The sequence below is a fragment of the Nocardioides ginkgobilobae genome, assembly GCF_054781275.1.
In genome coordinates this window covers 148,103-166,360 of sequence record NZ_BAAGUS010000003.1, presented here as the reverse complement: position 1 = coordinate 166,360, position 18,258 = coordinate 148,103, and the positions used below count along the sequence as shown (strand labels likewise).

General features: G+C 73.5%; 16 protein-coding genes. 4 read left to right on the top strand and 12 right to left on the bottom strand.

Going from position 1 to position 18,258, the window contains the following annotated elements; all coding sequences use genetic code 11:
* Positions 1–102: 102 nt before the first annotated feature.
* The 7 genes from ACYVID_RS04720 to ACYVID_RS04690 form a co-directional block, all read right to left on the bottom strand.
* Positions 103–1,038 carry a type IV toxin-antitoxin system AbiEi family antitoxin domain-containing protein gene (locus ACYVID_RS04720; protein ID WP_460734917.1) on the bottom strand — a complete coding sequence of 312 codons (936 nt, stop codon included), beginning with the start codon at positions 1,036–1,038 and terminating at the stop codon, positions 103–105.
* 267 nt (positions 1,039–1,305) lie between these two features.
* Positions 1,306–1,974 (bottom strand): class I SAM-dependent methyltransferase, encoded by a 669-nt coding sequence (locus ACYVID_RS04715; protein WP_460734914.1) that lies wholly within the window; start codon positions 1,972–1,974, stop codon positions 1,306–1,308.
* A 160-nt stretch (positions 1,975–2,134) separates the two neighbouring features.
* Complete coding sequence (locus ACYVID_RS04710) at positions 2,135–4,204, bottom strand: acyl-CoA dehydrogenase family protein (protein ID WP_460734913.1); 2,070 nt, start codon at positions 4,202–4,204, stop codon at positions 2,135–2,137.
* Between the two features lie 160 nt (positions 4,205–4,364).
* Positions 4,365–5,405: a phosphatase PAP2 family protein gene (locus ACYVID_RS04705; protein WP_460734911.1), complete on the bottom strand. Its 1,041-nt coding sequence runs from the start codon at positions 5,403–5,405 to the stop codon at positions 4,365–4,367.
* A gap of 45 nt (positions 5,406–5,450) precedes the next feature.
* The gene (locus ACYVID_RS04700; RefSeq protein ID WP_460734909.1) at positions 5,451–6,443 is read right to left on the bottom strand and encodes an ABC transporter ATP-binding protein; all 993 of its coding nucleotides are present in this window, start codon (positions 6,441–6,443) and stop codon (positions 5,451–5,453) included.
* Positions 6,444–6,591: 148 nt separating this feature from the next.
* Positions 6,592–8,250: an ABC transporter permease gene (locus ACYVID_RS04695; protein WP_460734907.1), complete on the bottom strand. Its 1,659-nt coding sequence runs from the start codon at positions 8,248–8,250 to the stop codon at positions 6,592–6,594.
* Between the two features lie 40 nt (positions 8,251–8,290).
* Positions 8,291–9,397: a thiamine ABC transporter substrate-binding protein gene (locus tag ACYVID_RS04690; RefSeq protein ID WP_460734905.1), complete on the bottom strand. Its 1,107-nt coding sequence runs from the start codon at positions 9,395–9,397 to the stop codon at positions 8,291–8,293.
* Positions 9,398–9,624: 227 nt separating this feature from the next.
* Between ACYVID_RS04690 and ACYVID_RS04685 the strand changes: the two genes are divergently transcribed.
* Together ACYVID_RS04685 and ACYVID_RS04680 are read left to right on the top strand one after the other, a co-directional pair.
* Positions 9,625–10,545 (top strand): alpha/beta hydrolase, encoded by a 921-nt coding sequence (locus ACYVID_RS04685; protein ID WP_460734903.1) that lies wholly within the window; start codon positions 9,625–9,627, stop codon positions 10,543–10,545.
* The gene (locus tag ACYVID_RS04680) at positions 10,545–10,976 is read left to right on the top strand and encodes a GNAT family N-acetyltransferase (protein ID WP_460734901.1); all 432 of its coding nucleotides are present in this window, start codon (positions 10,545–10,547) and stop codon (positions 10,974–10,976) included. The genes ACYVID_RS04685 and ACYVID_RS04680 overlap by 1 nt, the downstream gene beginning before the upstream one ends.
* A gap of 215 nt (positions 10,977–11,191) precedes the next feature.
* On the opposite strand, the gene ACYVID_RS04675 is transcribed toward ACYVID_RS04680, so the two are convergent.
* Entirely contained in the window at positions 11,192–11,506 is a 315-nt protein-coding gene (locus ACYVID_RS04675) for a hypothetical protein (RefSeq protein WP_460734899.1), read from the bottom strand.
* Between the two features lie 583 nt (positions 11,507–12,089).
* On the opposite strand from ACYVID_RS04675, the gene ACYVID_RS04670 reads away from it, so the two are divergent.
* Entirely contained in the window at positions 12,090–12,554 is a 465-nt protein-coding gene (locus ACYVID_RS04670; RefSeq protein WP_460734897.1) for a hypothetical protein, read from the top strand.
* A 202-nt stretch (positions 12,555–12,756) separates the two neighbouring features.
* Here ACYVID_RS04670 and ACYVID_RS04665 read toward each other — a convergent pair whose 3' ends face one another.
* From ACYVID_RS04665 to ACYVID_RS04650, 4 genes are all read right to left on the bottom strand, one after another.
* A complete protein-coding gene (locus ACYVID_RS04665; protein ID WP_460734895.1) occupies positions 12,757–13,827 on the bottom strand; it encodes an MBL fold metallo-hydrolase in 1,071 nt (356 codons plus the stop codon).
* 84 nt (positions 13,828–13,911) lie between these two features.
* Positions 13,912–14,736, bottom strand: coding sequence for an SDR family oxidoreductase (locus tag ACYVID_RS04660; RefSeq protein ID WP_460734893.1), 825 nt, complete (start codon positions 14,734–14,736; stop codon positions 13,912–13,914).
* Complete coding sequence (locus ACYVID_RS04655) at positions 14,733–15,866, bottom strand: NAD(P)H-dependent amine dehydrogenase family protein (RefSeq protein WP_460734891.1); 1,134 nt, start codon at positions 15,864–15,866, stop codon at positions 14,733–14,735. The genes ACYVID_RS04660 and ACYVID_RS04655 overlap by 4 nt, the downstream gene beginning before the upstream one ends.
* A gap of 197 nt (positions 15,867–16,063) precedes the next feature.
* Positions 16,064–17,260, bottom strand: a complete 1,197-nt coding sequence (locus ACYVID_RS04650; protein WP_460734889.1) for an oxidoreductase — start codon at positions 17,258–17,260, stop codon at positions 16,064–16,066.
* A gap of 98 nt (positions 17,261–17,358) precedes the next feature.
* Between ACYVID_RS04650 and ACYVID_RS04645 the strand changes: the two genes are divergently transcribed.
* Positions 17,359–18,126 (top strand): putative protein N(5)-glutamine methyltransferase, encoded by a 768-nt coding sequence (locus tag ACYVID_RS04645; protein ID WP_460734887.1) that lies wholly within the window; start codon positions 17,359–17,361, stop codon positions 18,124–18,126.
* Positions 18,127–18,258: the final 132 nt, after the last annotated feature.

Here is an 18,258-nt window from a genome sequence, read left to right as displayed (position 1 = left end):
CGGGTAGCCGCCGCGGCCGGGTTTGTCGGGTAGCCGACAAACCCGGAAGCGCGACGACAGAACTTCGTCGTCGGACTTCCGGGTCCTGACCACAACCCGACCTCACGCTGCCTGCCTGAGCAGCACCCGCTCGAGCCGCGATGCCGTCTGGGACCAGCGGTAGAGATCAGCCCAGACGAACCTGATCATCGGCAGTCCGGTCAGCTCACGCATCCGGTCCTCACGCCGCTTCTCGCGCATCACCATCTGGGCGATCGACTCACCGGGCCGGCGGAACCGGTGGTACTTCTCGTTCCCGTCCGCCTCGCCCAACGCCCTACCCCGCCATCCGAAGTCCGAGCGCCCCACCAGCAGACCGCTCGGCTCGTGCACCTCGTACTGCAGCTCGGGCATCGGCAGGGACGACTCCCCCATCCGCAGCCTCAGCAGCGTCTCCAGCACACTCTCAGCGCGGCCGTCCGCCAGACTGACTTTGAGGGCGAGGTCGAGGTGGTCCGGCCACGAGATCCTCCTGGCGAGGTGGTGCTGGAGCTCCTCCTCGGTGACGCCTCCGAACCTGAGGAACCAGTCGAGCACGCAGATCGCCCCGTCGTGGCGCGACACCGAGGCAGCGTCCAGCGCCGTGCGTACGGGGCTGGTCACCCACCGTCCGTCACGGCGCGTCACGTCGTCCACCAGCACCGCGCCTTGGTGGTGGACGACGGAGGCCCGGATGCGGTCACCGCGGCCGTACAGGCTCGTCAGGTGGGCGCGCGACAGGTCCAGGTCGTGCGCTGGTGCGCCCAGCGACAGAGCCCCGCTCACATGGGACAGGGCGACACGCTCGTCGTAGAGACGCCACGTGCCGTGCGCCAGCATCAGGTGCCTCTCGCGGGGGTCTGCTGCGTGCCAGCGCTCGCCCAGCGCATCGACGCCTTGGCGGAGGCGCACGAGGGTCCCTCGTCTCCTCAGCTTGCTGATGGTGGAGTCGTCCACGCCCGCCCGCACCAGCTCGCGGCGGAGGACGACGCCATGGCCGTCTGCCAGGTGCTCGATCATGAGCGGCAGCCTGCTGCTCCGAGGAGCCGATGAGTAGGCGGAGCGCGGGTGCTGGGGACAGTCGCGCGAGCGAAGGGCCTGTGGATGACTCGCGGGCCGCCGCGCCGAGGAGCCCGGTCGTCGTGCCGCGCCGACGGCGCGCTCGTCAGCGTCAGCCGGGTTGTGGCACGAACCCGGGAGCTCCACGACAAAGTTTCGTCGTCGCACTTCCGGGTTTGTCGGGTAGCCGACAAACCCGGCCCGCCCCACCACCAGGTCCAGCCCGCCTCACCCCGCCTTGACCCCGGCGAAGTACCCGAACGCCCCGGCCAGCTCGACCTCGAGCGGTACGCCGGCGGCGGCTGACCAGGAGGCGAGCTCGGTCGAGGTGCAGCACGGGCCGATCAGCCCGCCGAGCCGGCCACCGCGCCGCAGCGGCTCGAAGGCCAGCCCGGTGTCGTTGAGCAGCGCCGACCCGACCAGCCGCCCGCCGGGGCGCAGCACGCGGGCCATCTCCTCGACGGCCCGGCGCGGGTCGGGGAAGCAGTGCAGCCCGGTCAGCGACAGCACCAGGTCGAACGAACCGTCCTCGAAGGGCAGCGCCCCCACGTCGGCCTGCCGCGTGGCGACCAGGTGCATGACCCCGCGGCGGAGTGCGGCCTGGCGCGTGCGCTCGAGCATCTCGGGGGCCAGGTCCGCGGCGACGTACTCGATCCGCTGCGAGGGACGCAGCCCCCGCAGCGCGACGCCCCCGCCGCACGGGACGTCCAGCACCCGCGAGCCGTCGGGAAGCCGACCGACCTCGTCGGCGGTCGCGTGCAGCCGGCGCAGGTCGCTGTGGATCCCGGCGAACCACACCGGCCGTCCCACCACGGGGTGCTCGACCAGGAAGTCGTAGACCACGCCCCACAGCGGGTCCGCGCCCCAGCCGCCGCGCAGGCGGGACAGCAGGCTCACGCCGGCACCGCCCGGCACGCGGGGACTCCGGGGGTTGTGGACAAGACCCGGAAGCTCGACGGCAAAGCTCTGTCGTCGCATGGCCGGGTTTGTCGGGTAACCGACGAAACCCACAGCCGGGTCTGTCGGCTACCCGACAAACCCGGCCACCGTCGCGCCCTCACGCCCCCGACGCCCCCGGAGCCATGGGCGCCAGGTCCCCGATGAGCTCGGGCGAGCGCAGCATCTCGACGGGTACGCCGAAGCCGTCGACCAGGTCCCCGGCGAGCGGGCGCACCTTGCGGCACAGCGAGGAGACCTCGCGGCTGATCGCCTTGGAGCGCTGGACGGTGAGCCGGCCGTGCTCCATGAACCAGGCCCGGTCGGCCTCGATCCCGGCCAGCGCGTGCAGGTCGCACAGCAGGTTCATCGCGACCTTGAGGTCGCCCTCGGGCAGCTGGCGGCAGCGGTCGATGAAGGCCTCGAGCACCAGCCGCTCCATGTGGGCGCGGGCGGCGCCGATGACGTGGTCCTGCACGCGGGAGAAGACGACCCCGGGGTTCATCCCGTTGTCGACGCCGCGCTTGAGCCGGCGGGCGACGCCGCTGACCATGTGCTCCTCGCGGAAGCGGTACATCGCCAGCTGGTACTCCGGGTCGAGCAGACCCGCGTCCTGGTCCCAGTCGTCGCCACCGGGCAACAGGTCGCGGAAGCGCTCGATCAGCCCGTGCACGCGGGTGCGCTCGACGACCGTCTCGACCGCCAGCCCCGCGACGAAGCGGACCATGTCGAGCTGGTCCATGTCGTGGAACTCGCCCGCGTAGTCGGTGAGCAGGCCCTTGGCGACCAGCTGCAGCAGGACGTGGTTGTCGCCCTCGAAGGTGGTGAAGACGTCGGTGTCGGCCTTGAGCGCGGCGAAGCGGTTCTCCGCGAGGTAGCCGGCGCCGCCACAGGCCTCGCGGCACTCCTGGATGGTGCGCGTGGCGTGCCAGGTGCCGAGTGCCTTGGTGCCGGCGGCGACCGACTCCAGCTCGCGCTGCGCCTGCTCGTCCTCCTTCACCCCGGTCAGCACGTCGTGGAGGTTGGCCGAGAGGAGGTCCTGGGCGAAGTGCAGGGCGTAGGTGCGGGCGAGGAGCGGGAGCAGCCGGCGCTGGTGCATGCCGTAGTCGAGGAGCAGCTCCTCCTCCTCGCCGGTGGCCTCGAACTGCCGGCGGCGCTCGGCGTACTTCACCGCGATCGCCAGCGCGACCTTCGAGGCGTTGATGCCGGCGCCGCCGACACAGACCCGCCCCTGCACGAGGGTGCCGAGCATGGTGAAGAAGCGGCGGTTCGGGTTCTCGATCGCGCTCTCGTAGACCCCCGACGGCGTGACGTCGGCGAAGCGGTTGAGCAGGTTCTCGCGCGGCACCCGCACGTGGTCGAAGTGCAGTCGGCCGTTGTCCACGCCATTGAGGCCCATCTTCAGGCCGTCGTCGGCGATCGTGACGCCGGGCGCCGGCTCGAGCCCGCCGGACCCCGACCGCACCCGGATCGGGACGACGAAGGCGTGCACGCCGCGACCCTCCCCGCCGACCTCGAGCTGGGCGAAGACGACCGCGAGCTCACCGTGCTCGGCGGCGTTGCCGATGTAGTCCTTGCGCGCGTCCTCGCGCGTGGTGGTGATGACGAACTCCTGCGTGGCCAGGTCGTAGGTCGCCACCGTGCCGAGGGCCTGGACGTTGGAGCCGTGCCCGGTCTCGGTCATCGCGAAGCAGCCCATGAGCTCGCCGGTGACGATCTGGCGCAGGTACTTCTCGTGGTGCCGCTCGGTGCCCAGCTGCAGGATCGCGCCGCCGAAGAGCCCGAACTGCACGCCCACCTTGACCAGCACCGACAAGTCGCCGAACGCCAGGGTCTCGAAGGCCGCGATCGAGGCGCCGATGTCGTCGCCGCCGCCGTACGCCGCCGGGAAGCCCATGCCGGTCTGGCCGGTCGAGGCCATCTCGACCACGAGCTCCTTGACCCGCTCGCGGTACTCCGCGGTGGTCATCGTCTCGGCGTCGGTCAGGATCGAGGCGTACGTCGCCAGGTTGCTGCGCACGAGGTTGCGCACCTCCGCGTAGCGACCGTCGAGCAGGCGGGTCAGCGCCGGCACGTCGAGCGTGGGCTGGCGGTAGCCGCTGCTCCCCTCCGCCGCGGGCTCCGTGCCCGCGTCGGGGCCGGCGCCCGTGGGCGCGTCGTCGGTGGTCGGGGGGACGGTGTCGGTGGCCACGCTTCGAGGCTAGCCCTGCGACCGCCCGCGCTCACCCCCCTCGGGGCGAGAGCCACCTCACCGGGTCACGTGCCGGAGCGGTGGGTACCCGTGGGGACTCGGTCCCGACACGCGGGTCGCGACCGAGTCCACCATCGAGGAGTCCGCTGACGCGGCCTCCTCAGTCCTGGGAGACCGGGATCTTCGAGGTCGTCGACGTCGGGTGGGAGGCCAGCCCGCCGTGGTCGAACTTCTGGCCCGTGGCCAGGCCCGCGACGTAGAAGGACACGAAGGCGATCGTGATGCCGGCGATGTCGTCGGCGATGTAGTGCCAGCCGAAGTAGAGGGTGGCCACGACGGTCAGCCCGAAGTTGACCCAGAAGGCGATCCGGATCCAGCGGTTCTGCACCGTGAACTGGACCATCAGCGCCCACAGCAGCGAGATGCCGGTGTGGAGGCTGGCGAAGCCCGCCACGGTCTGGGTCTCGCCGTCACCGAAGCGGAAGTCCTGGCGCGCGTTGACCAGCGCGTTCATCAGGTCGGTGGTGCCGGTGTGGGCGAGGTTGTCGTAGAGCCAGTAGTACTCCAGGCCCGGGCCCAGCGTCGGCAGCGCGTAGTAGGACAGCGTCCCGAGCGTCCACGCGAAGCCCTGCGCGGTGACGAACCACCAGCCGTGGGAGATGTTGCGCGCCCACACCAGCCACACGGTCACGAGGATCGCGACCATCGGGATGAAGAGCAGGTAGAAGGCGGAGAGGAAGTGCGCCACGACGGTGGTGCCGAGCAGGTCGTGGAAGACCGGGCCGGGCTCGCGCCCGAAGAACAGCGCCCGGTCGAGCAGGTGCAGCTCGCGGTCGTAGATCCGGTCGCTGACCAGCGGCAGGAACGACTTGAGGTTCCGGTAGCAGACGTAGATGACGTAGAAGCCGACGATGCCGAGCATCACCAGCAGCAGCCGCTCCCGCGTCCAGTGCGAGCGCCAGCGCTCGCGCACGACCTCGAGCGCGACCCGCGGTCGACCGCCGGAGCGCCACAGCGCCCGGGGCACCATGTCGAGCGCCAGCGCGCCGAAGCAGAGGATCGGCAGCCGCAGCCACGACGGGCCGAGGAAGCTGCTCTCGGGGTCGATCAGCGGCCGGTCGACGACCTGTGCCGTGATGATCGCCCACAGGCCGATCGCGAGCGCGGTCGCGACGAGGGCGGAGTAGGCACGGCGGTACACCCGGCAGATTCTAGGGGTCCGCGCCACCCCTGTTGAGCACCCCGCTCAGCCCCCGGCCAGCGCTGCGACCCGGGTCACGTCGACCCCCAGCCGCACCCGGTCCCCCGGGGAGGTCCGGTGGTCGAGGGGGGCGACGGCGTCCAGGTCACCCAGCCCCTCGACGGCCACGACCAGCCGCTGGAGCTGAGGGGTGGAGCGGATCGAGCGCACCTCGCCCTCGAGGGGGCCGCGCTCGTCGACCACGACCGCCGAGCGTCGTACGGCGACAGCGGCCGCGGCCGGGGCGCCCGCCGCCGCCAGCACGCGACGTGCGGCGTCACCGTCGAGCACCCGCGCGTACCCGAGGAACAGGGCCGTGGCCGCGTCGACCGGGGAGCGCCAGACCTCGTCGATGGGCCCCTCCTGCACGAGGCGCCCCTCGCGCATCACAGCCAACCGGTCGGCGACGCTGAAGGCCTCCTCGTGGTCGTGGGTGACCATCACCGCGGTGGTGCCGGCCCGGGTGAGGATGTCGCGCAGCTCGCCGGCCAGGTGGCGGCGCAGCCCGGCGTCGAGCGCCGAGAGCGGCTCGTCGAGCAGCAGCAGCCGCGGCTGGTGGGCCAGGCTGCGGGCGAGCGCGACCCGCTGCCGCTCGCCGCCGGAGAGGGTGCGGGGCAGCCGGTCGGCGTACCCCTCGAGACCGACGAGGGCGAGCAGCTCCTCGACCCGGGCGCGCTCGGCGGCGCGGGGAGCCCGGCGCAGCCGCAGCGCGTAGCCGACGTTGCGACCGACGGTGAGGTGGTCGAAGAGCTGGCCGTCCTGGAACATCAGCGCGAAGCCGCGGCGGTGGGTCGGCAGACGGGTGACGTCCTCGCCGTCCCAGGCGATCGAGCCGGTCGCCTGCTCCAGCCCGGCGACCCCGCGCAGCAGCGTGGACTTGCCGCACCCGGACGGGCCCAGGACGGCCAGCACCGCACCGTCGAGCACCTCCAGGGAGACCCCGCGCACGGCCGGCACGTCGTCGTAGGCGACCGAGAGGTCGCGGATGGTCAGGGTCATCGGTCCTCCGAGATCTGGCGCTCGGGCGGGGGGAGATTTGTCGGGTGACGTCGAGACCCGGACGTGCGACGACGAAACTTCGCCGTGGCACGTCCGGGTTTGTCGGGTAGCCGACAAACCCGGCACCGCACCCGGCCCGACCCGCCCCTCACAGCGCCCCCAGCGACGGGACGCGCAGCCGCTCGACGGCCAGCATCACGAGGGCCGTGGTGGCGGCCAGCACGACGCAGGCCGCGAGCGCCATGCCGTAGTTGAGCCGTCCCGGGTGCCCGATCAGCCGGAAAATCACGACCGGCAGCGTGGGCTGGTCGGGCCGGGCCAGGAACGAGGTCGCGCCGAACTCCCCCAGCGACACCGCGAACGCGAAGCCGCCCGAGGCCAGCAGCGGTCGCCACACGACCGGCAGGTCGACGGTGAGCAGCGCCCTGACGGGTCCGGCACCCAGGGACGCCGCGGCCTGGCGCAGCCGGTCGTCGACCCCCGCCAGCACCGGCACCAGCGTGCGGACCACCAGCGGCAGCGCCACCAGCGCCTGCGCCAGCGGGATGAGCAACGGGCTGTCGCGCAGGTCGAGCGGCGGCTCGTCGAGGGTGATGAGGAAGCCGAAGCCCAGGGTCACCGCCGAGACCCCGAGCGGCAGCATGAAGAGACCGTCCAGCACGGAGCGCACCCGGCCTTCGGTGCGGCTCCGGGAGCGCCGGGTCAGCAGCACGGCGAGCAAACCGCCCAGCAGCAGCGCCATCCAGGTCGCGTCGACGGCGACCCGCACGCTGGTCAGCAGCGCGTCCGTGACGGGCACGAGCAGCGCCTGGTTGTCGCCCTGCCCGGTGAGCGCGCGGTAGTTGGCCAGCGACCAGGTCGACCCGCCGCCGGGCAGCGCCTCGCGGAAGGAGCCGACGACCAGCGACACGACGGGGGTGGCGACCGCGGCCAGCAGCAGCGCGGTGGCGGCGAGCGGGAGCAGGTCGCCACGCCGCGGGCGACGGGGCGGTGCCGTCGTACGCCGCACGGTCGGATCGGGCACCGCGCGCAGCCGCCCGGCCAGCACCAGGAGCCCGGTCACGGCCACGAGCTGCACCAGCGACAGCGCGGCCGCGGCCTGGAGGTCGAGCAGGTCGGTGGTCAGCAGGTAGATCTCGGTCTCGACGGTGCTGTAGGCCAGTCCGCCCAGCACCAGCACCACGCCGAAGCCGGTCGCGCAGAAGAGGAAGACCACGCTCGCGGCCGAGACCACGGCCGGGCGCAGGGCCGGCCAGGTGACCGTGCGGAAGACCTGGGCCGGCGAGGCGCCGAGCGCCGCGGCGGCCTCGCCGGGCCGGCTGTCCAGCGACTCCCACGCCGAGCCGACCACCCGGATCACGACCGAGACGTTGAAGAAGACCAGGCCCGCGAGGATCGCCCAGGCCGTGCCGTCGAGGCCGAGCGGTCCCAGCGGCCCGGACTCCCCGATCAGCTGGCGGAAGGCCACCCCCACCACCACGGTCGGCAGCACGAACGGCACCAGCAGGCACGCCCGGACCACCCGGCGGCCGGCCCACTCCAGGCGGTGCAGGGAGTACGCCGCGGGCACGCCCAGCAGCACCGCGACCAACGTCGCGACCGCCGAGGACCAGACGGTGAACCAGACGACCCGGCCGGTCCGCGGGCGGGTCAGGACCTCGAGCACCGCACCGGGCTCGAACGACCCGTCGACCACCAGCCCGCGGGCCACCATCCCGCTGACCGGCAGCAGGAAGAAGACGCCGAGCACGGCGGCCGGCAGCAGGCCGAGCGCGCCGAGCCCGAGCAGGCGGCGGGTGGTGGTCACGGGTGCGGTCGCGCTCGGGGCCGGGGTCGGGGTCGCGCGGTCAGCGCGAGACCAGGTCCTGCCACTCGCGCAGCCAGGTGTCGCGGTTGGCCTCGATGTCGGCGGGGTCGACCGCGAGCGGCTCCTCGGGACGCGGGGCGAACCGGGCCCAGTCCTCGGGCAGCTCGACGCCCTCGCGCACCGGGAAGACGTACATCGACTCCGGCAGCGCCGCCTGGACCTCCTCCGAGAGCATCCACGCGATCACCGCCTGGGCACCCTCGGGGTTCTCGGCGCCGGCCAGCGCCCCGACGTACTCCACCTGCTCGAAGCAGGTCTGCAGCAGCGCACCCGTCGTGGTGCCGCCCTCGCCGTCGGTGGTGAAAGCGGGGCTGGAGTCGTAGGAGAGCACGATCGGCCGGTCGCCGTCGCCGCCACCGGCGGTGAAGTCGACGAAGTAGGCGTCCTCCCAGCCGCGGACGACCTTGGCGCCGTTGGCCAGCAGGTCCTCCCAGTAGGCCTGCCAGTCCGAGCCGAACTCCGCAATCGTCGCCAGCAGGAAGGCGAACCCGGGCGAGCTGGTGGTGGCGCCGGAGGTCACGAAGAGGTCCTCGTACGCCGGGTCGAGCAGGTCGTCGAGGTCCTCCGGCGGGGCGATGCCCTCGCGCTCGAACCAGTCGAGGTCGACGTTGACGCACACGTCGCCGTTGTCGACCGGCACCAGCGCGCCCTCCTCGTCGCCGGGGAGTGCGAAGTCCGCGACGCCGGGCGGCAGCTCGCCGTCGTACGCCGTGAAGACCCCGCCCTCCAGGGCCCGACCGCCGAAGGTGTTGTCGACGCCGAAGGCCACGTCGCCGAGGGGGTTCTCGGCGTTGAGGACGAGCTGGCTGGTGAGGCTGCCGGCGTCGCCGTTGCTGCGCAGCTCCAGGTCGTAGCCGGTGTCGGCCTCGAAGTCCTTGATGAGCTTCTTCGGCAGGCTGAAGCTGTCGTGGGTCACCAGGACCACGGTGCCCCCGGCCTCGACGGCGCCGGGCTCGGCGCCACCGGTGTCGGTGGCCGATCCGTCGTCGTCCCCGCTGCCCACGAGGGAGCAGGACGAGAGCAGGAGCGCGCCCAGCGTGGTGGCCAGGGCAGGCTTGAGGGTGGGCAGGAACGCAGTACGTCGCACGGGACGACTCCCTTCGCCGGTGCTAACCGGTGCAGGTTCGTAGGGTCTGCGTCCACCAGGTGTCCTGGTCCCGCACTCTCAGCCCGCTCGGCACTGCTGCCGCCCGTGCTCCCCTGTCTTGTCGAGGCGAGGGTAGCGCGGGCCCGGGAGCGCCCCAGCCGGTGGTCGAGGTGCGAGCGGAGCGAGCCACGAGACCCCCTCGACCGGCGGTCTGGTGGGATGGGCCCGTGCCCAGCCTCCGCCACGACGTCCTCGCCCGCGGCATGCCGCGGCTGCGCAAGTCCAGCGAGCTCGACAGCGAGGAGCGCGAGCGCGCCCGGATCGAGCGCTGGCACGCCGACCTCGACGCCCAGGGCCGGGCGCTGCCCACCAACGCGGTGGTGCGGTTCCGCCAGCGCTACGAGGTCCAGCAGTTCGAGGCCGAGGGGCCCGTGCCGTTCACGGTGCACCGGGTGCGAGCGCGCGGCAGCCGCCCCCGGCGCCGGGTCCTCTACCTGCACGGCGGCGGCTTCGTGGCCCCGCTCGACCCCTTCCACGTCCGGTACGCCGCCAGGCTGGCCTCTGCCCTGGACGCCGAGGTCCTGCTCCCGGACTACCCCCTCGCGCCCGCCCACACCTGGGCCGACTCCCACGACGCGCTGGTCGACCTGGCCGCGCGGCTGGCCGGGGAGTGGCCGACCGTGCTCGCGGGTGACTCCGCCGGGGGCGGGCTGGCCCTGGCCGTGGCCCTGTCCCTGCGCGACCGCGGGGGCCCGAGCCCGACCCACCTGCTGCTGCACTCGCCCTGGGTCGACCTCACGACCTCGACCCCGGCGACGACCTGGTTCGCCCGGCGCGACCCGTGGCTGCGGATCACCAAGCTCGAGGCGTACGCCCGGTGGTGGGCCGGCTCGGCCGACGACGTCGGCCGCCACGAGGTCTCCCCTGCCCTCGCCGACCTCTCCGGGCTGCCCCGGGCGCTGGTGTTCTGCGGCACCCGCGACCTGCTCGTCCCGGGCTGCCGGCTGCTCGCGCGCCGCGCGGCGGAGGCCGGCTGGGACCTCACCTACGTCGAGGAGCCGGGGCTGATCCACGTCTACCCGCTCATCTCGGTCGTCCCCGAGGCCAAGCGGGCCTGGCGCACGACCGTCGAGTTCCTCGGCCGCTGATGGCCGCCACCACGAGGGTGCTGTCGTTCGCCGAGCTCGACGCCCGCACCGCCCACGACGTCTTCCGGCTGCGCCAGCAGGTCTTCGTGGTCGAGCAGGGCGACCCCTACGACGACCTCGACGGCCGCGACACCGAGCCCGGCACCGTGCACGTGCTGCTCGAGGAGGACGGTCGGCTGGTCGGTGTCGCGCGGGTCCTCGACGAGGGCGACCACCGCCGGATCGGCCGGGTGGCACTGCTGCCCGAGGCCCGCGGTCGCGGGTTGTCCGGACCCCTCATGGAGGCCTGCCTCGTCGCCTGCGGGGACGGGCCGGTCGTCCTGGCGGCCCAGACCCCGCTGGCGAGGTGGTACGCGACGTACGGCTTCGAGGTCACCGGGCCGGAGTTCCTCGACGGCTCCATCCCGCACCTGCCGATGCGCCGGGGCTGACCCGACCCGCGGCCCGGGTCGAGGTGCGGGTCGAGGTGCGGGTCGAGGTGCGGGTCGAGGCCCCAGGACGCGGAGGGACGCGTCCCCAGGCCGCGACCCAGGCCGCGACCCAGGCCTTGACCCAGGCCTCCATGCGCCCGTGGCGAGCCCGGGACGCACGAAGGCGCCCCGCCGGAGTGCCGGCCCGGCAGGGCGCCCCATGGTCGAGCAGCGACTCAGGCCTCGGCGTCGTCCTCGCCGCCGCCGTTGCCGTTGCCGTTGCCGTTGCCGCCGCCGTTGCCCGGGCGGGTGCCGTTGGCCGCGCAGTACTCCTCGACGGTCATGTCCATGGCCTCGGCCGCGGCCTCCAGGCCCTGGAACGGCGGAGCCTTGCGCTTCATCTCCTGGCCGCGCTCGGAGCCGGCGAAGTAGGCGGTGCACAGGCCGAAGGTGTTGTCACCGTTGGGACCGGGGAGCGCCTGGGAGAGGGTCGCGCCGCCGAGGGCCAGGGTGAGGGCGGCCGCAGGGACGGCCAGGGTGCGAATGCGCACGGGAGGAGCCTTTCTGTCGTGGTGACGCCTCCCCGAGCGATCCCACTCGCTCACCCGCGACAGCCGAGATGTCCGGTGGTCTGTACCGGTGGAACAAGTTCTAGCGGAACCTCAGCAGCCTGGCAACAGTTGTGCGATCATGCGCCGCTCATGTGCCCCGGACCCGCCGCGTGCGACCCGGTCCCACCACGTCCCCCGCCCGCACCGTCCCGTCCGCGCGGTGTCCCGACCCGCCCTTGCGACGCTCGTGCTGGTGGGCGCGCTCCTGCAGTCCTGTGCCCTCGGCGGCGAGGACCCGCGGGCCGTGGTCGACCCGTTCGAACCCAGCTTCGGGTCGGCGGAGGGCCGGGGCCCGGCCGGGCGCGGCGGCGACGCGGCGGGTGGCGCCGGACGCGGTGAGCGGGAGGGGCGCGGCGGCCGGGACGGCGGCGCCGACCGCGGCAGCGAGGGGCGGCGCGGCGGCCAGGGATCTGGCCAGGGCTCGGGCAGCGGCGCCGCCCCAACCGCTCCCGGGACCGGGAGCAGCGGGTCGGGCGATGACCCATCGGCAGGCTCCGGCGCGGCCCCTGCCACCTCGGCGTCGGTGACCGACCCGTCCGGGGACGCCACCGGTGTCGGCACGCCGGCCTGGGCGGACCTGGTCGGCGGTTCCCTGGGCCGCGACGGGAGCGGCTGGACGGTCGTGCTCGACCTGGCCGCCGCCGTGCCGGCGACGACCTCGGGCGACCGGGTCCTCGACCTCACGCTGTGGGTCGACCGCGACGGTGACGGCGCCATCGACGACGAGGTGCTCGCCCAGCTCGGCAGCGAGGGCTGGACGACGGCGTACCGCGACCCCGACGGCGCCCGCTACGGCTCGGCCAGCGGGGTGTCCGTGACCGCCGACGGCGCCACGGTCACCCTCAGGCTCCCGGCCACCCACCTCGGGGGCAGCCGCAGCCTGCGCTGGGCGGTGGGTGCCGAGCACGGTTCGCTGGCCGCCATGACCGCCGGGACCGCCTCGCGCGACACCGCCCCCGACGCCGGGGCCGCCGCGTTCCCCGGCTGACCCGACCCGCGACGCCCCGGATCGGTGCGGGTCGCGGTGCGGGTCGAGGTGCGGGTCGAGGTGTGCATCGAGGTGTGCGTCGAGGTGCGGGTCGAGGCCCCTGGACGCGGAGCAGCGCGTCACCAGGCCTCGACCGAGGCCTCGACCCAGGCCTCGACCCGCACCTCGACCCCGGCCAGTCGGCTGCCGACGTACGACGCCCTCAGCGCGCGACGAGGGTGTAGCGCACCCCGTCCGGGCGCGGCTCGTCGGTCGCCTCGCCGCGGGCGACGAGCAGGTCGAGGTGGGCCTTGGTCTCCATCGCGGCCATGCCGCGGCTGAACGGGTCGAGGGTCTCGTAGCGGTGCTCGTGGCGGGTCCAGCCCAGGTGCCCGGCGACGTCGTGGGCGGTGGCCGGACCCGCAGCGAGCGCGGCACGGCACTGGTCGAGCCGGGTGTCGTGGTGGGCCAGCAGCTCGTCGACCCGGGCGTGCGTGGAGGCCGCGACCGGACCGTGGGCGGGGAGGATCCGCAGGTCGGGCAGCTGGCGGACACGGGTCAGCGAGGCCATGAAGTGCCCCAGCGGCTGGTCGTCCGGCGGCACGGTGAACCCGATCGACGGGGTGATCGTCGGCAGCACGTGGTCACCGGCAAAGAGCACGCCCTCGGCGCGGTCGGCGAAGACGAAGTGACCCGGGGTGTGGCCGGGCGTGTGCACCGCCTCGACGGTGCGGTGGCCGACCTGGATGGTGTGGTCGCCCTCCATCCAGCGGGTGGGGTACTGCCAGTCCGACTTCGGCGGCGGCGGGTCGTCACCGGCGCCGGCGGCCCACTGCTCGGCGACCTCGAGCGCGCCCGAGGAGCGCAGCACCGCGAGGAAGGGGCTCTCGGTGATCTGGTCGACGTTGTTGAGCATGTCCAGCGCCGGCTCCTCGCCGCGCCCCAGGGCGACCTCCGCGCCGACCTCGTGGCCCAGCACCGTGGCGAGGGTGAAGTGGTCGCGGTGCACGTGGGTGACCAGGAAGCGACGGATGTCGCCGAAGCCCGCACCGATCTGCGCCAGGCACTTCTCGAGCAGCTCGCGGGCCACCGGGATCGCCCAGCCGCCGTCGACCAGCGTCAGTCCCTCGTCGGTCTCGAGGACGTAGACGTTGATTGCCCGCAGACCGTCCATCGGCAGCGGCAGCGGGATCCGCCACAGCCCGGGCGCGACCTGCCAGGCGCCCTCGGCGGTCCAGTGCTCGCCGGAGTCGGGCGAGACGGCGTACGCGGTCGGGGTGCCGGAGTGGGTCACCCGGCCACCCTAGGACACGTGCTGAGGGGTCCCCGAGGGGGCATGCCTGCCACGGACCCGTGGTGCACCCGGTCGTGCATGCGGTCAGACATCGGGGAAGCCGAGGTCGAGGGTCGGCTGCTGGATGCCACCGTCGATCTCGAGGAGCTTCCCGGTGAGGTACTGCCCGGCACGGGAGGACAGGTAGAGCACGCCGGCCGCGATGTCGGCGGGCTCGCCGACCCGGCCGAGCGGGGTCTTGCCCTCGAGCTGGCCCATGAGGTTCGGGTCGCCCGCGACCATCTCCAGCGCGCTGGTCATGATCGAGCCGACGTAGATCCCGTTGACCCGGATGCGCGGCGAGAGGTCCTGGGCGGCCATCTTCGTCCAGTGCGCCAGCGCCGCCTTGGCGGTGCCGTAGGCGACGAACCCGCGGTCGGCGGAGCGGCCCATCGTCGAGCTGATGGTCACGACGGACTTCTCCGCGGCGGTGGCGCGGTCGCCGCCCTCGGCCTCGAGGGTCTTCAGCAGCAGCGGCACGGCGGCCTTGGTCAGCACGTGGGCGGTGCTGACGTTGAAGGAGAAAGCGCGCTCGAGGTAGCCCGGGCTGGTGTCGAGGAACCCGCGCGGACCCGTGCCGCCCACATTGTTGACGACGATGTCGAGACGGCCGAAGGCGTCGTACGCCGTCTGCGCGAGCCCGGCGACCTGGTCCAGGTCGCTCAGGTCGGCCACGACGGTCTCGCAGCGCCGACCGGTCGCGCGGACCTGCGCGGCGACCCCCTCGAGCTGCTCGGCGGTGCGGGCGGAGATGAGCACGTCCGAGCCGGCCTCGGCCAGCGCGAGTGCGGTCGCGGCGCCGAGGCCGCGGCCCGCGCCGGTGACGAGCGCGGCGGTGCCGGGGACGCCGAAGCGGTCGAGGATCGTCATGAGCGCGCCGCCGTCGTGCCGGTGTGGCCCGCACCGGTGACCAGGCCGCGGCCGGTGACCAGCGGCAGGTCGAGGACGGTCAGCAGACCGGGCGCGCCGGCGACGACCGCGGGCAGGGCGTTCACGAGGCGCTGGGCTGTGGTGATCATGCCGCTGACGTTGTGGTCGCCGTGCTCGCCGTGGTGGACGAAGTCGACGTTCATCATCGGCTCGCCGGTGATCTTGACCCGGTAGCAGCCGTCGGTGCCGGCGGGCGGCTTGTCCCAGTCGGGGTCGGACTCGGCGTCGGTGCGGGTGATGTGCTCCAGCACGACCCGCGGGACCCCGTCGACCTTGCCGACCACGGCGAACTTGACCGAGCCCATGGTCCCCTCGGCGATGTCGCCCGAGACGCTCTTGGTGTCGCGGGTGGCGGGGCGCCGCTCGACCTCCTCGGTCAGCGGCTCGTCGAGGGTGATCGAGAGGCCGGCGGCGATCTGCTTGACGACCGAGCCCCAGGCCATCGTCAGCACGCCCGGGTGCCACAGGAAGCCGAGCTCGTCCATCGGCTTGCCGAAGCCGAAGAGGTCGCCCATCACGACCGGCTGGTAGTACGTCGAGTAGTCGCAGACCTCCATGACCCGCACCTCGTCGATGCGCTGGCTCAGGCTGGTCATCACCAGCGGCAGCACGTCGTTGGCGAACCCGGGGTCGATGCCGTTGACGTGCAGGCTCGCGCCGCCCTTGCGGCCGGCCGCCTGCACCCGCTCGACGATCTCGTCGGGGAGGATCCCGTGCGGCCACTGCAGCAGCACCGGCCCCGAGGAGACGACGTTGACGCCGTGCTCCAGCATCCAGATGAGGTCCTCGATCGACTCGAAGACCCGGTCGTCGGTCATCGCCGTGTGCACGACCGCGTCGGGCGCCAGCGCCATCAGCGCGTCGCGGTCCGTGGTCGCGGCGATCCCCAGCTCGCGCCCCAGCTCGGCCAGCTCCCCCACGTCCTTGCCGTCCTTGGCGGGGTTGGACACCCACACGCCGACCAGCTCGAGGTCGGGGTGGGCGTCGACACCGGCGATGGCGTGCCGGCCGATGGTCCCGGTGGACCAGACGACGACGCGCAGGGGCTTCTCGGGGATGACCTGTGACATGCGCCGCAGACTAGAACACGTTCTAGTCTTAGGGAAGGGTGCTCACACGCCGACTCGGCGCTGGTGCGAGGGTGACTCGGCGCTGGTTCAAGGGTGACTAGGCGCTGGTTCGACGCTGAGTCGGCGCTGGTTCGACGCGCGCTCGAATCTGCGCCGAGTGACGCTCGAACCCGTGCCGAGTGAGCGGGTGGCGAAGGTCAGCGCTTGGCGAGGTGGAGCGGCTGCGGCTCGCGGATCGGGCAGCGGGTGCCGTCGTAGATGGTCGGCATGCAGCGGTTGCAGTGGATGCACACGCCCTTGGTCGCCTGGCCGGCCGCGAGCCGGTTGACCAGGTCCGGCTCGCGGAGCACGGCGCGGCCCATGGCGACGTACTCGAAGCCGTCGGCCATCGCCTGCTGCATGGTGTCGAGCCGGTTGATGCCGCCCAGCAGCATCAGCGGGATCGAGGTGGCGGCGCGGACCGCGAGGGCCTTGTCGCGGAAGTAGGCCTCCTCGAAGGGGTAGCTCTTGAGGAAGGAGCGGCCGACCGGGGTCTTCATCCCCCATCGGACGGGCGCGGGCATCGAGGCGGCGAACTCCGAGGCGGGGACGTCGCCGCGGAAGAGGTACATCGGGTTCATCAGCGAGGAGCCGCCGGAGAGCTGGACGGCGTCGAGGGTGCCGTCTTGCTCGAGCATCCCGAGCAGACCGATCGACTCCTCGAGGGTCACGCCGCCCCTGTAGCCGTCGGACAGGGAGACCTTGGCGGTCACGGCCACCGCGTCGCCGACCTCCTCGCGGACCGCGCGGGCGACCTGCCGGGCCAGGCGGGCACGGTTATCCAGCGGGCCGCCCCAGCGGTCGCGGCGCCGGTTGAGGGCGGGGGCGAGGAAGGAGGAGATGAGGTAGTTGTGCGCCATGTGCAGCTCGAGCACGTCGAAGCCGGCGCGCACGAGGGTGCGGGCGGCCGCGACGTAGGCGCCGGTGACGCGGGTCAGGTCGGCCTCGGTGGCAGCCCGGACCATCTGCATCGACAGCGGGCTCGGCATCCGACTGGCCGCGATGGCGTGCACGCCGTTGGAGCGGCCGTTGGCCACCGGGCCGGCGTGCCCGACCTGACCGGCGATCCTGGCGCCGGTCGCATGGACCGCCTCGGTCATCCTGGCCAGCCCGGCCTCGGTGTCGGGGCCGACGACGACCTGCTCGGCGTGCGTCCGTCCCTCGGGCGCCACCGCGAGGTACGCCACCGTCGTCAGGCCGATCCCGCCCTCGGCCACGGCGAGGTGGTAGTCGATGAGCTCCTGGGTGACCTGGCCGTGCGGCGTCCGCCCCTCGAAGGTCGCGGCCTTCACGGTGCGGTTGCGCAGCCGGACCGGACCGAGGGTTGCGGGCGCCAGGACGTCGGGAGTGCTCACCGGCCGATGGTAACCCCGGAAATAGAACACGTTCTCGCTTCACGTGCCGACCGTGCCCCCTCGTACCCGATCCGGGTCGTCCTCGGCAGGATGGAACCGTGGAGGCGGCCGACCCGGTGGTGGCGCAGCTGCGCGCCGCGGGGTGCGTCTACGCCGAGGACGAGGCGCGGCTGCTGCGTGGGGCGGCCGACGGCGAGGCCCTCCGGGCCCTCGTCGTACGCCGGGTGGCGGGCGAGCCCCTCGAGGTGCTGCTCGGGTGGGCGGAGGTGGCGGGGGTGCGGGTGCGGACCGCCCCGGGGGTGTTCGTCCCCCGGAGGCGCAGCGGCCTCCTGGTGCGACTGGCCCTCGAGGCTCTGGCCGCCACCCCGGCGCCGGTCGTCGTGGACCTCTGCTGCGGCACGGGCGCGCTCGGCGTCGCCGTGGCCCACCACCGCCCGGACGCCGACGTGCACGCGTGCGACCTCGACCCGGCCGCGGTCGCCTGCGCGCAGCGCAACCTCCCACGCGACAGGGTCCACCGCGGGGACCTCCTCGACGCACTGCCGACCGACCTGCGCGGACGGGTCGACGCCCTGGTGGTCAACACCCCGTACGTGCCGAGCCCGGCGCTGGCCACGATGCCGCCCGAGGCCCGGGAGCACGAGCCGCGACTGGCGCTGGACGGCGGGCCCGACGGGCTCGACCTGCACCGCCGGGTCGCCGAGGGCGCGCCGCCGTGGCTCGCCCCCGGCGGCGTGCTGGTGCTCGAGACCAGCGAGTCCCAGGCGGAGGGGTCGGCCGGGCTGCTCGCGGCCGCGGGCCTGCGGACCGAGCTGCACCGTGACGAGGAGCTCGACGCGGTCGCGGTCCTGGCCCGACGTACCTGAGCGAGCGGGCCCGCGGCCTGCGGCCCCGACGGCTCAGTGCGCCCGGCGGAACGGCAGCACCGTCGCGAGGTCCTCCTCGGCCGGGGGCACCGGCACCACCAGCACCGGGCACCCCGACTCGTGCAGCGCGAC